14 protein-coding genes are annotated in these 16,594 nt (G+C 72.7%); 6 read left to right on the plus strand and 8 right to left on the minus strand.

Annotated features, from left to right (window positions below; translation table 11 throughout):
- Nucleotides 1-395 precede the first annotated feature (395 nt).
- Nucleotides 396-845: a MarR family winged helix-turn-helix transcriptional regulator gene (locus tag ABZ714_RS18605; RefSeq protein WP_358826416.1), complete on the minus strand. Its 450-nt coding sequence runs from the start codon at nucleotides 843-845 to the stop codon at nucleotides 396-398.
- Nucleotides 846-1,256: 411 nt separating this feature from the next.
- Here ABZ714_RS18605 and ABZ714_RS18610 point away from each other — a divergent pair, with 411 nt between their 5' ends.
- Nucleotides 1,257-2,330 carry an alkene reductase gene (locus ABZ714_RS18610; RefSeq protein ID WP_358826327.1) on the plus strand — a complete coding sequence of 358 codons (1,074 nt, stop codon included), beginning with the start codon at nucleotides 1,257-1,259 and terminating at the stop codon, nucleotides 2,328-2,330.
- Nucleotides 2,331-2,579: 249 nt separating this feature from the next.
- On the opposite strand, the gene thpD is transcribed toward ABZ714_RS18610, so the two are convergent.
- The 5 genes from thpD to ABZ714_RS18635 all read right to left on the minus strand — a co-directional run bounded on the left by thpD (nucleotide 2,580) and on the right by ABZ714_RS18635 (nucleotide 7,378).
- On the minus strand, nucleotides 2,580-3,491 hold the full coding sequence (thpD, locus tag ABZ714_RS18615; protein ID WP_358826328.1) for an ectoine hydroxylase: 912 nt from the start codon (nucleotides 3,489-3,491) through the stop codon (nucleotides 2,580-2,582).
- 3 nt (nucleotides 3,492-3,494) lie between these two features.
- Nucleotides 3,495-3,893 (minus strand): ectoine synthase, encoded by a 399-nt coding sequence (locus ABZ714_RS18620; protein ID WP_358826329.1) that lies wholly within the window; start codon nucleotides 3,891-3,893, stop codon nucleotides 3,495-3,497.
- Nucleotides 3,894-3,944: 51 nt separating this feature from the next.
- Nucleotides 3,945-5,222, minus strand: a complete 1,278-nt coding sequence (gene ectB / locus ABZ714_RS18625; RefSeq protein ID WP_358826330.1) for a diaminobutyrate--2-oxoglutarate transaminase — start codon at nucleotides 5,220-5,222, stop codon at nucleotides 3,945-3,947.
- Nucleotides 5,223-5,330: 108 nt separating this feature from the next.
- A complete protein-coding gene (ectA, locus tag ABZ714_RS18630; protein ID WP_358826331.1) occupies nucleotides 5,331-5,870 on the minus strand; it encodes a diaminobutyrate acetyltransferase in 540 nt (179 codons plus the stop codon).
- A 398-nt stretch (nucleotides 5,871-6,268) separates the two neighbouring features.
- Nucleotides 6,269-7,378: an aminotransferase class V-fold PLP-dependent enzyme gene (locus ABZ714_RS18635; protein ID WP_358826332.1), complete on the minus strand. Its 1,110-nt coding sequence runs from the start codon at nucleotides 7,376-7,378 to the stop codon at nucleotides 6,269-6,271.
- 171 nt (nucleotides 7,379-7,549) lie between these two features.
- On the opposite strand from ABZ714_RS18635, the gene ABZ714_RS18640 reads away from it, so the two are divergent.
- The gene (locus ABZ714_RS18640; protein WP_358826333.1) at nucleotides 7,550-8,638 is read left to right on the plus strand and encodes an amidohydrolase family protein; all 1,089 of its coding nucleotides are present in this window, start codon (nucleotides 7,550-7,552) and stop codon (nucleotides 8,636-8,638) included.
- A 550-nt stretch (nucleotides 8,639-9,188) separates the two neighbouring features.
- Nucleotides 9,189-10,103: an SCO1860 family LAETG-anchored protein gene (locus ABZ714_RS18645; protein ID WP_358826334.1), complete on the plus strand. Its 915-nt coding sequence runs from the start codon at nucleotides 9,189-9,191 to the stop codon at nucleotides 10,101-10,103.
- 229 nt (nucleotides 10,104-10,332) lie between these two features.
- Here the strand turns inward: ABZ714_RS18645 and ABZ714_RS18650 are convergent, their stop codons facing one another.
- Nucleotides 10,333-12,135: a hypothetical protein gene (locus ABZ714_RS18650; protein WP_358826335.1), complete on the minus strand. Its 1,803-nt coding sequence runs from the start codon at nucleotides 12,133-12,135 to the stop codon at nucleotides 10,333-10,335.
- Between the two features lie 319 nt (nucleotides 12,136-12,454).
- Here ABZ714_RS18650 and ABZ714_RS18655 point away from each other — a divergent pair, with 319 nt between their 5' ends.
- The 3 genes from ABZ714_RS18655 to ABZ714_RS18665 are packed head-to-tail and all read left to right on the plus strand — an operon-like array spanning nucleotide 12,455 to nucleotide 15,242.
- Nucleotides 12,455-13,666 (plus strand): NAD(P)-dependent oxidoreductase, encoded by a 1,212-nt coding sequence (locus ABZ714_RS18655; protein ID WP_358826336.1) that lies wholly within the window; start codon nucleotides 12,455-12,457, stop codon nucleotides 13,664-13,666.
- Nucleotides 13,663-14,202, plus strand: coding sequence for an NUDIX domain-containing protein (locus ABZ714_RS18660; protein WP_358826337.1), 540 nt, complete (start codon nucleotides 13,663-13,665; stop codon nucleotides 14,200-14,202). Before ABZ714_RS18655 ends, ABZ714_RS18660 begins: the two co-directional genes overlap by 4 nt.
- A complete protein-coding gene (locus ABZ714_RS18665) occupies nucleotides 14,199-15,242 on the plus strand; it encodes a galactokinase (RefSeq protein WP_358826338.1) in 1,044 nt (347 codons plus the stop codon). Before ABZ714_RS18660 ends, ABZ714_RS18665 begins: the two co-directional genes overlap by 4 nt.
- On the opposite strand, the gene ABZ714_RS18670 is transcribed toward ABZ714_RS18665, so the two are convergent.
- Nucleotides 15,224-16,321: a radical SAM protein gene (locus ABZ714_RS18670; RefSeq protein WP_358826339.1), complete on the minus strand. Its 1,098-nt coding sequence runs from the start codon at nucleotides 16,319-16,321 to the stop codon at nucleotides 15,224-15,226. The two genes, ABZ714_RS18665 and ABZ714_RS18670, sit on opposite strands and share 19 nt — an antisense overlap.
- Between the last annotated feature and the right edge of the window lie 273 nt (nucleotides 16,322-16,594).

A 16,594-nucleotide genomic window follows, 5' to 3' on the forward strand; every position in this document is an offset into this window, starting at 1 on the left:
GCGTACCCCCACCGCGTGGACTCCCTCCTCCGCCTTGCGATCCACGGCACCAGACCCCGCTCGCTGATCCAGCCTGATCCGTCAGACACGCCCTAGGCCGGGTCGTCGAATTCCCCGCCTGGCCCGCGACGCCCGGCACGCACAATCTCCCCCGTAGCCCTTCGGGCCCGGGAGGTGCCCCCGGCGTTGCCGGGATTTCCCCAGTACGTCCGGTACGGGGGAAACCGCCCCCCGGCTTCGCCGGGGGGACCCCCACCGCCGTCGCGAATCTGCACGCACCGGACGCCGCGGGCCCCGCCCTGCGGGCGGACGGCGAATTTGACGACACGGCCTGGCCAGGGGCGCCCGCCGCGGCCGGCCGTCGCCCGCTGATCACCCGGCCCCGCCGGGCGCGCCTACTCGGGCGCGCACTCCCCGGCGGTCCGGCACAGGTTCAGCTCGGTCTTGGCCAGCAGCCGCAGCAGCTCCCGCCGCTCGTCCTCGTCGAGGCCGGTGAGGAGCTGCTCCTCCAGCTCGGTCAGATGCGCCTCGACGGCGGTCCGCAGTTCGGTACTCGCCTCGGTGGCCTCGACCAGGACCGCGCGCCGGTCGGCCGGGTCGGGCTTGCGGCGGACGTGTCCGGCCTGTTCGAGGCGCTGGAGCATCTTGGTGACCGTGGACGGGTCGAGATCGGCGGCCTTGATCAGATCGGCCTGGCGCGACGCCCCCATGATCCACAGCTGGATCATCACGTACTCCTGGCCGGGGTAGAGGCCGAGCGCCCGCAGGGACTTGCCGCTCGCCATCCGGTGCAGCCGGGCGATCCGGGCCACCGCGAACGACGCGGGCGCCTTCTCGTCGCACATACCGGGCGCGGGCGCGGGCCCGCCGGTACAGCCGTTGCCGACCGGGGCCTCCGTCTCGCACGGCGTCCCGGCCGCGTCGCCCGGGCAGGTGTCCGGGGACGCCGCCGGGTCGTACGCCGTCGTGCCGTACGACGCCGACGCCGACGCCCCCGTCGCCGGAGCGCCCGCCGTTCCCGCCCGGAACCCGGGCTCGGCCTCGGTCGTCATCGGACCCTCCTCACAGGTGTCGGCACGTGCCGCGTCTCGTCTTGTCGCGTCAGTCTCGCGTCCGCGGCTTCCAGTGTCTCCCGATTACCTCACCGGAATTTTACCTTGGTCGGCCAAAGAATGCGCTACAGTGGGCGCCGGGCCGATTTCCTTGGTCGGCCACACGTTAATTTTACTTGGTCGACCATGAATGTGGAGCCTCCGATGTCCCTCGCCTTCGAATCCCTCGATCTCGCCGGACGCCGTCTCGCCAACCGGATCGCCATGGCCCCCATGACGCGCTCCCGGGCGTACGGCCCCGGACTCTCGCCCACCGAGACGATGGCCGAGTACTACGCCCAGCGGGCCTCCGCCGGGCTGATCGTCACGGAGGGCGTTCAGCCCTCCATCGGCGGCCAGGGCTACCCCGACACCCCCGGGCTCCACAGCGACGAGCAGATCGCCGGCTGGCGCGAGGTCACCGACGCGGTGCACGCCCGGGGCGGCACGATCTTCGCCCAGCTGATGCACTCCGGCCGGATCGGCCACCCCGATCTGCTCCCCGGCGAGCTGCGCCCGGTCGGGCCCTCCCCGGTCACCCCGGCGGGACAGCTCTTCACCAAGGAGGGCATGAAGGACTTCACCGAGCCGCGCGAGCTGACCCCCGACGCGATCCGCGCGACCGTCGACGAGTACGTCTCCGCCGCCCGGAACGCCGTGGCCGCGGGCTTCGACGGGATCGAGCTGCACGGTGCCAACGGCTATCTGATCCACCAGTTCCTGGCGCCCAACACCAATCTGCGGACCGACGAGTGGGGCGGCTCGGAGGAGAACCGGATCCGGTTCGCCGTCACCGTCACCCGGGCCGTCGCGGACGCCATCGGCGCCGACCGGGTCGGACTGCGGATCTCCCCGGCCAACCCGGTCAACGACATGGCCGAGCCGGAGCCGGACGGGGTCTACGCGGCGCTGGTCCGGGCGATCGACCCGATCGGTATCGCCTATCTGCATCTGCTGGAGGCGACGCCCGGGCTCCGCCCGCTCACCCGCGAGCTGCGCCGGGAGTTCTCCGGGCATCTGATCCTCAACACCCCGCACGAGCAGGGTCCGGCCGAGCGGCTGGCGCTCGTCGAGGACGGCACCGCCGACCTGGTCGCGTACGGCGCCCTCTTCCTCGCCAACCCCGATCTGCCGGAGCGGCTGCGGACCGGCGGCCCGTACAACACCCCCGACCCGGCCACCTTCTTCGGCGGCGGCGAGCGGGGCTTCACCGACTACCCCGTACTGCAGACCGTCTGAGCGGACGGGGTGACCCGGTCCGTCGCGGGGGAGCGGGCCGGACCTCCGTACGGGGCCGTTCGCGGGGTCGGGGACAGCGCCGCGAACGGCCCCGTACGGAACGGGGGCGGGCCCGGCGGTTCTCACCGCCGGGCCCGCCCCCTGACGCGTACCTCCGCCCGGGTTCCGATTCCCGCGTCCCGATTCCCGCGTCCCGATGTCCGCGTCCCGATCCCGGGTGCCGGTCCGGGTGCCGGTGGCCCCGGGACCTCAGCCGGGCCTGACCGGGGTGAAGTCCCGCGCCCCGATGAACTCCGGCCGCCGGACGGGCGCCGCGAACGGCTCCTCGGCCGCGTTCTCCACACTGTTGAAGACGATGAAGACATTGCTGCGGGCGTACGGGGTGATGTTGTCCCCGGAGCCGTGCATGCAGTTGCAGTCGAACCAGGTCGCCGAACCGGCCCGGCCGGTGAAGAGCCGGATGCCGTGCTCGTCGGCCAGCCCGGTCAGCGCCGCGTCCGACGGCGTCCCGGCCACCTGCATCCGCAACGACCGCTTGTAGTTGTCGGCGGGTGTCTCGCCCGCACAGCCCAGGAAGGTGCGGTGCGAGCCGGGCATGATCATCAGCCCGCCGTTGGTGTCCCGGTTCTCGGTCAGGGCGATCGAGACCGAGACGGCCCGCATATGGGGCATTCCGTCCTCGGCGTGCCAGGTCTCGAAGTCCGAGTGCCAGTAGAAGCCGGAGGCCCCGAAGCCCGGCTTCACATTGATCCTCGACTGGTGGACATAGACGTCCGAACCGAGGATCTGGCGGGCCCGGCCCACCACCCGCTCGTCCCGGACCAGGGCGTCGAAGACGCTGCTCAGCTTGTGCACCTCGAAGATCGAACGGACCTTCTCGGACTTCGGCTCGACGATCGCCCGCTCGTCGGCCCGGATCGCCGGATCGGCGATCAGCCGCTCCATCTCGGTCCGGTAGAGGGCCACCTCGTCATCGGTGATCTGGTCCTCGACCGGGATGAAGCCGTCGCGTTCGTACGAGGCCAGCTCGGCCGGGAGCAGCGGTCCCGGCGCGCCGGGCGCGGACCAGACGACGGGGTCCCGGCGCGGTGTCATCACCTCCGTCCCGCCGCGGGACGGATAGAGGTCGTTGCGCAGCCCGGTGCCGGTGGCGATGGCCATGATTCAGTCCTCCTCGGTGATCAGGGGGTAGACGCCGTTCTCGTCGTGGTCCTCCCGGCCGGTCACCGGGGGGTTGAAGACACAGACACAGCGGAAGTCGGTCAGGGCGCGGAGCGTATGGCGCTCGTGCCCGTCGAGCAGATACATCGTGCCCGGCTCGATCGGATGGACCTTGCCGGTCTCGTGGTCCGTCAGTTCGGCGCTGCCCTCGACGCAGAGCACCGCCTCGACATGGTTCGCGTACCACATCGTCGTCTCCGTGCCCGCGTACAGCACGGTCTCGTGGAAGGAGAAGCCGACCTTCTCCCGGGCCAGCACCAGCCGCTTGCTCTCCCAGGTGCCGGAGGCCGCTTTCACATGGCGCTCGGTGTTCTCGATCTCGGCGAGCGATCGGACGATCACGCTGCTGTCACCTCTGTCGGTTTCGGTGCGGGGTTCGGGACGCGGGCCGGGTCAGGCGCCCGCGGCGGTCTCGCGGACGGCCCGGGCCAGTACCCGCAGCCCCTCGTCGAGTTCGTCGGGCGAGACGGTGAGCGGCGGCAGCAGCTTCACGACCTCGCCCTCGGGCCCGGAGGTCTCCAGCAGCAGCCCCAGCTCGAAGGCGCGGGCGCAGATCGCCGACGCCCGGTCCGTGTCCGGGAATTCGAGACCCCAGACCAGGCCGCGGCCCCGGAAGGAGAAGCCGGGGTCGTCGCTCTCGCCCGCCAGCGCCAGCAGCGACTGCTCGATCTGCTCGCCGCGCCGGGCGGTCTGCTTCTCCAGCTCGCCGTCGGCCCAGTAGGTCCGCAGCGCCGCCGTGGCCGTGACGAACGCCGGGTTGTTGCCGCGGAAGGTGCCGTTGTGCTCGCCCGGCTCCCAGATGTCCAGCTCCGGCAGGAACAGGCAGAGGGACATGGGGAGTCCGTAGCCGCTGATCGACTTGGAGAGGGTGATGATGTCCGGGACGATGCCCGCTTCCTCGAAGGAGAAGAAGCCCCCGGTCCGGCCGCAGCCCATCTGGATGTCGTCGACGATCAGCAGCATGTCGCGCCGCTCGCACAGCTCCTTGAGCGCCCGCAGCCACTCGGGCCTGGCGACATTGATGCCGCCTTCGCCCTGGACGGTCTCGACGATCACCGCCGCGGGCTTGTTGAGCCCGGAGCCCTGGTCCTCCAGCAGCCGCTCGAACCAGAGGAAGTCCGGGACGGTGCCGTCGAAGTAGTTGTCGAACGGCATCGGCGTGCCGTGGACCAGGGGGATACCCGCCCCGGCGCGTTTGAAGGCGTTGCCGGTGACCGCGAGCGAGCCCAGCGACATCCCGTGGAAGGCGTTGGTGAAGGAGACCACCGACTCCCGGCCCTTGACCTTGCGGGCCAGCTTCAGCGCCGCCTCCACCGCGTTGGTGCCGGTCGGGCCGGGGAACATCACCTTGTGCGGCATGTCGCGCGGCCGCAGGACCAGGTTCTCGAACGTCTCCAGGAAGCTCCGCTTGGCCGTGGTCGCCATGTCGAGGCCGTGGGTGATGCCGTCCCGTTCCAGATAGTCGAGCAGGGCTCGTTTCAGTACGGGGTTGTTGTGGCCGTAGTTGAGGGACCCGGCCCCGGCGAAGAAGTCCAGGTAGGAGTGCCCGTCCTCATCGGTGAGACGGCTGCCCTGGGCCCGGTCGAAGACGGCGGGCCAGCCGCGGCAGTAGCTGCGCACCTCCGATTCGAGGGTCTCGAAGACGCTGAGGGCGGGCGGGGTGATGGTCACTGCGGTCTCCCGAGGGGTGGGCCGCCGCCCTGGGCCGGGCGGCGTACGGCGAACGGAGGCGGAGCGGAGGCGCCGGGGAAGAGGGGTGCGAAGGGGGCGGGCGGAGGGTCAGCCGGTGAGGGGGCCGATCCGGTACAGCACCTCCGGCTCGTGGTCCGCCCCGGCCGGGAACAGCCCTCCGTCGAAGAGGACGGTCCGCTCCAGCCGGGCGCCGTGGCGGGCCGCGTAGGCGGTGAACAGCCGGTCGGACGCGGTGTTTCCGGGGGTGACGGTGGTCTCGATCTCCCGGATGCCGAGGTCGGCGGAGACCCGGGCGGTCAGCGCGTCCAGCAGGGCGCCCGCGAGGCCCCGGCCCCGGTGCTCCCGGTCGACGGCGATCTGCCAGACCACCAGCGCCTCGGGCCGCTCGGGGCGGGCGTAACCGGTGACGAAGGCGATCGGCTCCCCGCCGGGCCCCCTGGCGACCAGCGATGTGGCGGCGAAGTCGCGGCACCACAGCAGATAGCTGTACGAGGAGTTGAGGTCCAGCACCTCGGAGTCGCGGGCGATACGCCAGATCGCGGCCCCGTCCTCGACGGTGGGGGTTTCCATGACGGTGAATTCACGGCGGGAATCGGTTCGTACCAGGTTGTCCTGCGCGGCGTTCATGTCGATTCAACTTACCCATCGCATTCCATGAATGCATGGTCGGGACGGGTTGGGTGAATGACGCCGATGTGCTATCGCGCGGGCGCGAGGTCACTCCGGGCGATGCAGCGATATGCCCGTGTTTGCACGGGATATAAGCCGCGAAATGCTTCGATTGTGGAGTCGGTCACACGTCTGGAGGACCGATTCACCCTGACGGAACTTTAGCGTTTAGGGCCCTGGAAGCCGGGCAGAAGAAAACGGGAAGCTGCCATCATTAAATATGATGGAATCAGCTTCCCGTTTGCTTTGCGGTGTCTCTGGAATTGTTTTTCCGAGGCCCCGGTAGGGGTGGCCCGGAAGGGATTCTCGGGCCGGTCCGGGCCGGTCCGGGCCGGTTCGGGGCGGTGCCGGGGAGGCTATCCCCAGGCGGCCAGCGCCGCCCGCCGGGCCGCCGTCTGGTCGACCGGCGCCGGAGCCGTACCCGAGGCGGCCAGCGCCGCCCCGACCGCCGACAGCGACGACAGCACCGCGTCCGCCGTGGCGTCCGCCCCGTAGTGGTTGACCCGGATCATCTCCCCGGCCAGCGCCCCGCCGCCCGCGACCAGCGGCAGCGACGGATCGACCGCCAGCGCCGCCGCCACCAGGCCGGCCGCGTCCACCCCGCCCGTCGTCCGCAGCGTCGTCGCCACCGGGGCCGCGTCCCGCGCCTCGTACACATACGGCTCGATCCCGCCGCCGAGCACCGCCGCGCCCGCCCGGGTCGCCGCCGCGGCCCGCGCGTGCCGGTTCACGACCGTGTCCAGGCCGTCCTTCCCGATCCGCTCCACACACGCCTCCAGCGCCAGCATCTCCAGCTGCGCGGGCGCGTGCGGCAGCGTCCGCCGGCCGCCGTCGATCCACCGCTCCTTCCAGTCGAGCAGGGACAGATACGACCGCCGGGGCGCGGCCGGGTTGGCCGCGAACCGCTCCCAGGCCCGGGCGCTCACCGACACCGCGGAGACCCCGGCCGGGCCGCCCATCGCCTTCTGCGCGCCGATCACGCAGAGATCGACGCCCCAGGAGTCCGGCAGCAGCGGCTCGGCCGCCACCGACGCCACCGCGTCCAGCATGAACAGCGCGCCGTGCGCCCGGACGGCCTCGCCGATCTCCGCCACGGGGTTGGTGTTGCCGGTCGCGGCCTCGGCGTGCACCAGCGAGACGAAGTCGATCTCCGGCCGCTCCGCCAGGGCGCGTTCCACCTGCTCGGCGGTGACCGCCGTATGGAACGGCACCTCCAGATCGACGACCTCGGCCCCGCAGTCCCGCAGCCAGTTCCCGAAGGTCTGGCCGTACGGACCCGTGACCACGTTCAGCGCCGTCGAACCGGGCCGGGCGCCGGAGCGGATGCAGCCCTCCAGCGGCAGCAGCGCCTCGCCCTGGGTGATCACCACGTCCTGCTCGGTGTCGAGGAGGGCGGCGACCCGCCGCTCGATGGCCGCGAACCGGGCGGCGGTCAGCGGGGGGAGGTCCAGAAACGGATGTGTCACGGTGGATGCCTTCTTCGGACTTCGGACTCGTACTTCGGACAGTTCGGTTCAGGCCGGGGTGTTCCGGCCGCCCGGACGAGGGTAGCCGGGCCCGACCCGGGCCGCCCGCCCCCTCCGGACCGGCCCCGCGGGCCCCTCGTGGCGCCGCCGTCCCCCTCGTACAGTGCCGCTATGAGCGATCACACGGTGCTGCATGTGAAGGGGCGGGTGCTCGTCGGCCCGGACGACGTCCGGGACGAGCTGTGGGTCGTCGGCGGCCGCGTCAGCTACGACCGGCCCGCCGCCGAACCCACCGCGACCGTGACCGGCTGGGCGCTGCCCGGACTGGTCGACGCGCACTGCCATGTCGGCCTCGACGCCCACGGCGCCGTGGACGACGCGACCAGTGAGAAGCAGGCGCTCACCGACCGGAACGCGGGCACCCTGCTGATCAGGGACGCCGGTTCGGCCGCCGACACCCGCTGGATCGACGACCGCGAGGACCTGCCGAAGATCATCCGGGCCGGGCGGCACATCGCCCGCACCCGCCGCTACATCCGCAACTACGCCCATGAGATCGAACCCGCCGACCTGGTCGAGTACGTCGCCCGCGAGGCCCGGCGCGGCGACGGCTGGGTGAAGCTCGTCGGCGACTGGATCGACCGCGCGGCCGGGGACCTCACCGCCTGCTGGCCGCGCGACGCCGTCGAGGCGGCCATCGCCGAGGCCCACCGGCTGGGCGCCCGGGTCACCGCGCACTGCTTCGCCGAGGACTCGCTGCGCGATCTCGCCGAGGCGGGTATCGACTGCGTCGAACACGCCACCGGGCTGACCGACGACACCATCCCCCTCTTCGCCGAACGCGGGGTCGCCATCGTCCCCACCCTGGTCAACATCGCGACCTTCCCGGCGCTGGCCGACGGCGGCGAGGCCAAGTTCCCCGTCTGGTCCGGCCATATGCGACGGCTCCACGCCCGGCGGTACGAGACCGTGCGCAACGCCTACGACGCGGGCGTCCCGGTCTTCGTCGGCACCGACGCCGGCGGATCGCTCGCCCACGGCCTGGTCGCCGCCGAGGTCGCCGAACTGGTCAAGGCCGGGATCCCGCCGCTCGCCGCGCTCTCCGCGACCACCTGGGGCGCCCGTGCCTGGCTCGGCCGCCCGGCGCTCACCGAGGGCGCCCCCGCCGATCTGGTGGTCTACGGGGAGGACCCCCGGGCCGACGTCCGGGCCCTGGCCGCGCCCCGGCGCGTGGTGCTCAACGGCCGCATCGTCGGCTGAACCGCGTAGCGGAACCGGTGCGGGCGGGCGGACCGACGGGCGGACGGGTGGGCGGACGCCCGGACAGGCGGGCGGACGGGTGGGCGGACGGGTGGGCGGACGGCGGCACCGGGCCGGAGCCGGGAGGCCGGGCCCGGAGCCGTAGGCCCGTAATCCGTAACCCGTCATCCGGTTCCCCGAGCCGGGACCCGGCGGTCCGGGCGGCCGGTGCGCCGGGTTGACCGGGCGTGACATCCGGCCGTACCCGGTCGTTGAACCCCTTTCCGCAGACGACGCGGCACCGCCCCCGTACGCCCCCGCGACCACCCCGGACCGGCCGCGCGCCCGCCACAGGAGGGACGTCCGGGAACGCCTGTACCGGGTCGGATCGAACGTAGAGACGGAAACCCCTCTTTGGGGTGAACTGACGCCTGGTATCCGTCAGTTCACTCTCAGTGCGTAAAGATGAGGGCGTCCCGATCGCCGTCGGCCGCGTGTCCCCGCGGTCCGATGTCTGCGACGTCGTTACTCCTGTGGGGGTTCCACCATCGTGAACAGCACTACCTTTCGCATGCCCGCTCGCCGCTGCGCCGCCTTCACGGCCGCCGTCGCCCTCGCCGCGACCCCCGTCGCGCTGGCCGGTCCCGCGCACGCCGCGGGAGGCGACGCGAAGGGCCGGGCGAGTGCGGTCGTCCTCCGCGCCGGGCTCGACGTATCCCTGCTCGACAAGTCCGTCCACGTACCGCTGCGGGCGTCGCTGAACGAGGTGACGGCCCCGGCGAGCGCCGAGGAGACCGCGTTGTCCGTCCGGCTGGACGGGGTCGGCCAGGGGAAGCCCTTCTCCATGCTGCGGGCGGACGTCGCCACCTCCCGCGCCACCGCCGAGGCCGACGAGGCCGTGGGCTACGCCAACCTGGCCCGTGCCAGGGTGCACGTCCCCGGGCTGCCGCTGCTCTCGCTCGTGGAGGTCGAGCAGGTCACGTCCGAGGCCCGGTGCGCGGTCGGCGCGAAGCCGGTGGCCGAGTCGAACCTCCTCGGCACGGTACGGATCCTCGGCCAGAAGGTGACGCTGAGCGCCGAGGGCCGGACCCGGATCACGGTGCCCGGCGTCGGCGAGGTCGGCCTCGATCTGTCCCGGACCGAGACCACCTCCAGGACCGCGGCCGCCACCGCCCTCGAACTGAAGGTGAGCGTCAATCCGCTGAAGCTGAACGTCGCCGAGGTCGACGGCACCGTCACGCTCGTCCGGGCGACCTGCGAGACACCGAAGAAGGCGGCGGCGAAGCCGGAGGAGCCCAAGAAGGAGGAGCCCAAGGCCGAGAAGCCCGGGGTGAAGCCCCAGACCGGCGACGAGCCGACCGAGAACCTGGCCGAGACCGGCGGCAGCGCCACCACCCTCTATCTGGCGGGCGGCGCGGCCGTACTGCTCGGACTCGGCGGCGGCGCGCTGGCGGTGACCCGGATGCGGGCCCGTAACCGGGCCTGACCGCCGCCCCGGTCCGATTGCCCTGACCGGGCTCGTACCCCGATCCGCCCCGGCCGGTCCCGTGTCCGGCCCGGGGCGCTCCGGCCCCCTGTCCCCGGGGGCCGGACCGCGACCGCCCCCGCACCGGGCCGCACACCCGGCACGGGGGCGGCCACCGGGCCCGGCGCCGGAGACCCCCCGGCGCCGGGCCCTCGCGGCAGCCCGCCGCTCACCGCTCACCGCCCGGCCGTCACACGGGCGCGTACCGGATGCCCTCGTACGCCAGCCACTGCGCGAAGTCGTGCAGCCCCCGGCGCACTTCACGGACCGGCTTCCACCCCGGGAGCCGGGGACGGTCCGGTACGGGCCCCGGGCGCCCGGTGCCCCGGCGCGGCAGGGCGGCCACGGTCTCCAGCGGTACCGGCCGGACCGACTCCCGGATCAGTCCGGCCAGTTCGCGGACGCCGATCGGCGCCCCGCCGGGCAGCAGGACGGCGGACTCCGCCGGGGGAGCGGTGACCGCGTGCGCCAGCGCCTCGGCCAGATCGGCCGTATGCAGCGGCCGGACCGGGCGCGGCCCGTCCGCCGCCGACTCCGGCACCACCAGCGGCTGATAGCGCAGCGCGTCCCAGACCAGCCGGCCGATCACCGAATCGCGCGGGCAGCCCGGTCCGTACAGATCGCCCGTGTACAGGGTGCGGACCCCGCGGACCGCGCCCGTCGCCCGGTCCAGCAGTCGGAGCACCACGGCGGCCGGGTCCCGTTCGCCGCCGTACAGCGGGCGGAGGTCGATCAGCGCATCCAGCCCCCGGTACGGGCCCCGGTCGCCCGGCCCGGCCGGGGTGACCGTGAACCCCTGGTCCGCGAGGCCCCGGGCGATGTGCTCGCCCAGTGGGCTCGCCGCGCCCGTAAGACCCACCGCCGGGGCCGTCTCCGGGGCATTCGCCTCCGCCGCCGGGGCGTCCGCGGGGCCGCCGGCCGTCGCCGAGCGGCGGGCCGGACGGGGCTCCCCGGCCGCGAGCCCGGCCGCCAGCCCCGCCCCCGCGACCTCGGCCAGCGCCGCCCGTACCGTCGCGATCTGCTCCTCCGAACAGCGGTGACTGATCCCGCCGGGGCCGATCGTCGCCAGCGCCTCCGCCAGCACCGGATCGCGCGCCGGGTCGGGATCGCCGCCCCGGCCCTCGCGCCGGTGGACGAGGCCGAGGGTGAACGCGGTGAGCCAGGTGCCCCGTACCGCCTCCCGGTCGGCGACTTCGGTCAATCCCAGCATGGCCGAATCCAGTCTTTCTACCGGAATTCCCGAGCCCTCCAGAAATGACTCGCATTCAAGATGCAGCCATCGCTCGGGACCGGGCCCTTCCAGCCGTACGGCACACCGCGCCACCCCGTTCTTGAAGAACGGCGCGACACGCGGTCCCGGCATCCGGACACCTTCGGCGCCCGGCCGGTCCCCGGGCAGAAAACAAACGGAACGCCGGGGTCCTCTGAAGGCGTTGCCGGCGATACTCCCCAGATCCTCGTGCTCCACCAGACTGGGCACCGCCGCATAGCCCGGGACCCCGGCGTCCCGCAGATAGCGGTACATCAGGATGTCGTCCGGCCAGGAGTCCAGCCGGGCCCGGCCGTATTCCACGAACCCGGCCGCCACGGCCCTCGGCAGGACGATCGCCACACACGGGAAGTACTCGTTGACCACCGGCGTCCAGCGCGCCCCGGCCAGCGCCCCGAAACGCACCGCAGCGCCATTGCGGGAATCCCAGAGGGCGAAGAGCGCCAGCGCCGCGTCCGGCATCGCCGTGATCGCCGCCGAGACCCGCTCGAAGAACGACTCCGACAGCACCATGTCGTCCTGGAGCACCAGGTGGTGGGTGGCGTCGTCGTCGATCGCGGACCAGGCCGCGAGCGCCGTCCGCAGGACCGAGGGGCGGCCCCCGGGATCGGGGTCCATCACGACCCGCAGCTTCCCCGGGGGCGCCGAACCGGCCAGCCGCTCGGCCGCCGCGAGCCGCTTGGGATGGGTCATCACCACACCGCTGAGCCGATAGGGCGTCACCGGAACCTCCGTACTTGCGCTGCCTGCGCTCTCACTCGGTACCCACTCCGCACTCCGTTTTCCGGCCCTTTCCGGGTCCGGTCCGCCGACCCCCGCCCCACCGGTTACTCGTCGGTCCGGCACGGATTCCCGCGATTTCCCGCCGTACTGGCCGAATAATGTCGAAGGAATCATCGGGGGCCGCATACGGATCCGGACAGTACGGTGCCGCTTTCCCGGGCCGCAAGAGTGCCAAAAAGGCGCCCTGGTTCCGGCCGTTGAAGATCGTCATGCTGTCTGTACACGATTCACCACCGGCGTATCGCCATGAGGAGTCTGCATGTCGGGCACGAACGATGTGACGGAACGCAACGACGGGACGGGTCTTTCGCGGGTGAACGGCGGATCGGCCAACGGGGCACCGGAGGAAGCAGTGCGGACGGAAACGGCGAACGGTACGGGGAACAGCGCCGAGGGGGCGCCGGAAACGGCGGGAACACCGGAAACGGCGGGAGCGGCGCCCGGGAATTCGGTCACCGCCCGGCTGGAGAAGCTCCGCGGCTCCCGGATCGTGATCACCGGCGGCGGCGGACTGGTCGGCAGCAGGCTCACCCGGCTGCTGCGGAGCGTTGACGCCGAGGTCACCGTCCTGGACCGGATGGACGCCTACCCCGGCCCCGTCCACGAGATGTTCGGCGCCCGGCGGCAGGGCGCCGAGCTGGTCGTCGGCGACGTCGGCGACCGGGACGCCGTCCGCCGGGTCCTGGCCGGGGCCGATCTGCTGGTCCACGCGGCGGCCTTCGCGGACGTCGCCGCCTGCACCCGCCGCCCCGACATCGCCTTCGCGGCCAATGTCGCCGGGACCGAGAACGTCCTGGAGGAGGCCGTCGCCGCCGGGGTGGGACGGCTCGTCTTCGTCTCGTCCGCCGCCGTCTACGGCAACGGGACCGCGCCCCTCGAAGGGTTTCAGCGGTTCACCGAGGACCAGACGCCCCACCCGCTGTCGGTCTACGCCAACTCCAAGCTCTGGGGCGAGCACCAGACCCGGCTGCTGCTGGCCGGTACCGGAACCGACTACGCCATCCTGCGGTACTTCTCCGTCTACGGCGATCCGCAGACCCCCAAGCCCGGCAGCCACTCCTGGATGGTCGCCTGGCTCGCCATGCACGCCAGGGCCGGGCTTCCGATGCGGCTCAACGGCGGCGGCGTCCAGGTCCGCGACCTGGTCCATGTCGACGACATCGCCGCCGCGACCGCCCTCGCCCTGGTCGAGGACGGGGTGGCCGGCGAGACCGTCAACGTGGGCTCCGGCATCCCCACCTCCGTCCGGGAGGTCGCCGAACTGATCGCCCCGCACTACCCGGGCGCCCGGTTCGTCACCACCCCCCGCCCCGCCGACGACCCGCTCGGCGGCTACGCCGCCACCGACCGGCTGGCCGGGCTGCTGCGCTGGACCCCCGGCATCACCGTGCGCGAGGGTGTCGACCGGTACGTCCGCTGGCTGAACGACACCCCGGACGCGGTGCCCGCCTGGCTGACGGAGCAGGTGTGATCGCGGCGGCCACCGCCGCCACCAGGAAAGGAACGCCCCAGGTGGGTTATATCGGTTCATATGTCTGGCAGCTCAGACAGTCGGTGGGCAGCAGACTGCTGCTCGTCCCCGGCGCCCAGGTCCTGCTCACCGACCCGGACGGCCGGGTGCTCTTCCAGCAGCGCGCCGACAACGGACTCTGGGAGATCCCGGCCGGGGCCTGCGAGGAGGGCGGCGACTTCGCCGACGCCGCGGTCCGCGAACTCAAGGAGGAGACCGGACTGCTGGTCCGCCGGGAGGACCTGGTGCCCTTCGGCTCCCTCTCCGACCCGGAGCTGCACACCCTCACCTACCCCCACGGGGATGTGATGCACTGCTTCGCCCTGCTCTTCGCCGCCACGACCTGGAGCGGCGAGCTGTCACCGAGCCCCGACGAGGTGACCCGTACCGCCTGGCACCACCCCGACGAGCCGCCCGCGCCGCTCTACCGGGCCACCGCCGCGGTGCTGGAGATGCACCGGGCGTTCCTCGACACCGGAAGGTTCCAGGCCCGGTGACCGGATCCGTGAACCCCCCGGCCGCGACACCGGCCGAAGCGCCCGGCGGGGTCTTACGGCCCGCAGCGCGCGCCGTCGTACCGTGCCGGGCCTGTCTGTCCGGCGAGGACCTCGACTGGCTGGGCGGCCGGAGCGTCAGTCTCGCCCTCGATCTGACCACCGAGGTCGCCGTCGTCCCCGGGCCGCCCCCGCCGCCGTCGGACGACTGGGCCGGCCAGGTCTGGGAGTTCCTCCGGCAGCGGATCGCCGGGCTGCCGCCGCGGCCGCCCGCCGTCTCCGTCCGCAGCGACGCGCCCGCCGCCAGCGGACTCTCCTCGTCGACCGCCCTGATCGTGGGCCTCTTCCGGGCCTACGCCGACGCCTGCGCCCCCGACCCGGACACGGTCGATTCGGCCGTACTCGCCCAATGGGCCTACGAGTTCGAGTTCGCCCACTTCAACGGCGGCGGAATGGACCACCTCGCCGTCATCGAGGGCGGTGCCCTGCTGCTCGACGGGCGCCCCACCGGTCTGCCCGCCGTACGGGACCGGGCCCGCTTCCCCGCCGGCTGGACCGTCCTGGTCCTCGACTCGGCGCAGCGCAAGGACACCGGCGACCACATCCGGACGGTCCGCGCCCAGCTCAGGGACGGCGACCCCGCCCTGGCCCGCTATCTGAAGGAGGCCGACGCGGCCTCCGCCGCCGCCTGGTCGGCGATCGGCGCCGAAGACCTCGGCGCGCTCGCCGAGGCCATGGACCGGGCCCACATCACCATGCGCGACCAGCAGGGGATGTCCACCCCGGTCCTGGAGGAACTGCGGGCCACGGCGCTGGCCGCCACCGGTCTGTTGTTCAAGCTCAGCGGAGCGGGCGGCGGCGGCGCCCTGGTCGGCCTCTGCCGCACGGCGGAGACCGCCGGGACCGCGGCGGCGCTGCGCGAGGCGATCCGTACCGCACACCCCGACGCCCGGGTGATTCCCACCCGGGCGTCGGACGGACCGGCCGCGGGGGCGGGCGTGACCCGCCCCCGGGGCTCCGCGGATCAGATGAACGGGTCGTAGTCCTCGACCGGTTCGGCCGTCGCCGCTCCCGCCCCGATCTTGTGGAGTTCGAGGTTGGAGCGGTGGCGGGCGCAGTGGAACCGGCAGTCCCGGCTGGGATCGACGATCCCCCGGTCGGCGTTGGCCCAGATCTCCGGCAGCGGTTCGGTGACCGCGTCACCGATCTTCGCCAGCGGATTGCCCCGGTGGTAGGAGCAGACGTACACCCCGGACGGGGTGATCAGCGTCCTCAGCTCCGCCACCGGGCAGCGGTGGTAGTCCTTGGGCTGGATCGCGCCGACCCGGTTCCGCAGCGATGTCAGGGTCGACGAGTCGATGATCTCGAAGTCGTCGTCGGCGAGCAGCCGCGCCTGGCGGAGCTGCTCCTCGACCGAGCCGAGTATCTCGTCCGGGAGCTGGATGACGTGGTGGCCGTCGTCGAACATGGCCTTGGACTCGAAGTAGTCGCAGCCGATGTCCTTCGCCAGCCGGGCCGCCTGAAGCACCTCGTGGTGGTTGCTGACGGTCGTGCCGTCCGGCTGCCGCCTGGTCATGATGAGGTACGAGTAACCGAGGGCACCCTCCTTCTCCGCGGCCAGCAGCCGCATATTGGCGATCACCTTGTCGAAGACGCTCCGCCCCTTGCGGTCCGGGCGGAAGACGCCGTATGTGTCGGCTGATCCGGAGTCCATCGACACCCGGACCCAGGAGGCGTAGCGGGCCAGTTCGCGGAGGTTCTGCTGGATCATGGTGCCGTTGGTGACGACCCCGATGGCGATGCCCGCCTCGCCGAGGGTCTGGAGCACCTTGCGGGTGCCGCGATGGGCCAGCGGCTCGCCGCCGCCGATCAGGACCACGCCGCGGACCTTCATGGCGACCAGTTCGTCGGCGAGTTCCGCGAGCCGTTCGGGGGTGAAGCGGCCCTGGTTGAGCAGCTTGCCGCTGATGCACTCGGGGCAGGCCAGATCGCAGAAGGTGGTCGGGTCGAGGTCCACCACCAGCGGACTGGTGGAGCGTTTACCGCTCGCCACTTCGAGGACGCGCGGCCAGCCGGACGGCTGGTAGAGCTTGGACACCAGATCGAGACGGTCGGAGGTCACGGTAGTTCTCCTGCTGGTCGGAGCCGTGCGGCCATCCGTCGGCGGACGGCCGGGACGGCTGTGTTACCGGGGAAGGCGTGGGGGAGCCGCCGCCGTCGGCACTGACGGCGTTGACACGTGACCGCGGTGGGGAGCCGCGATCGGTGGCGGTCTCGGATGCCGGTCGGTGACCGGACGCGGTGCGAGGGCCCGGCCGTACCGCGTCCACCGGGGGCGCCGGCGGGCGCCCCCGGCGCGGCGGACCGCGGGTCTTCCGGGGCAGGGGTGGTCGGG

It is taken from the genome of Streptomyces sp. NPDC006798 (genome assembly GCF_040635975.1).
In the GTDB taxonomy this organism is placed as follows: Bacteria; Actinomycetota; Actinomycetes; order Streptomycetales; family Streptomycetaceae; genus Streptomyces.

Bases quoted from the DNA above. Each gene is read 5' to 3' on its own strand.
- ABZ714_RS18605 (WP_358826416.1), bottom strand. From the start codon at position 845: ATGTGCGACGAGAAGGCGCCCGCGTCGTTCGCGGTGGCCCGGATCGCC.
- ABZ714_RS18610 (WP_358826327.1), top strand. From the start codon at position 1,257: ATGTCCCTCGCCTTCGAATCCCTCGATCTCGCCGGACGCCGTCTCGCC.
- thpD (WP_358826328.1), bottom strand. From the start codon at position 3,491: ATGGCCATCGCCACCGGCACCGGGCTGCGCAACGACCTCTATCCGTCC.
- ectA (WP_358826331.1), bottom strand. From the start codon at position 5,870: ATGAACGCCGCGCAGGACAACCTGGTACGAACCGATTCCCGCCGTGAA.
- ABZ714_RS18640 (WP_358826333.1), top strand. From the start codon at position 7,550: ATGAGCGATCACACGGTGCTGCATGTGAAGGGGCGGGTGCTCGTCGGC.
- ABZ714_RS18645 (WP_358826334.1), top strand. From the start codon at position 9,189: ATGCCCGCTCGCCGCTGCGCCGCCTTCACGGCCGCCGTCGCCCTCGCC.
- ABZ714_RS18655 (WP_358826336.1), top strand. From the start codon at position 12,455: ATGTCGGGCACGAACGATGTGACGGAACGCAACGACGGGACGGGTCTT.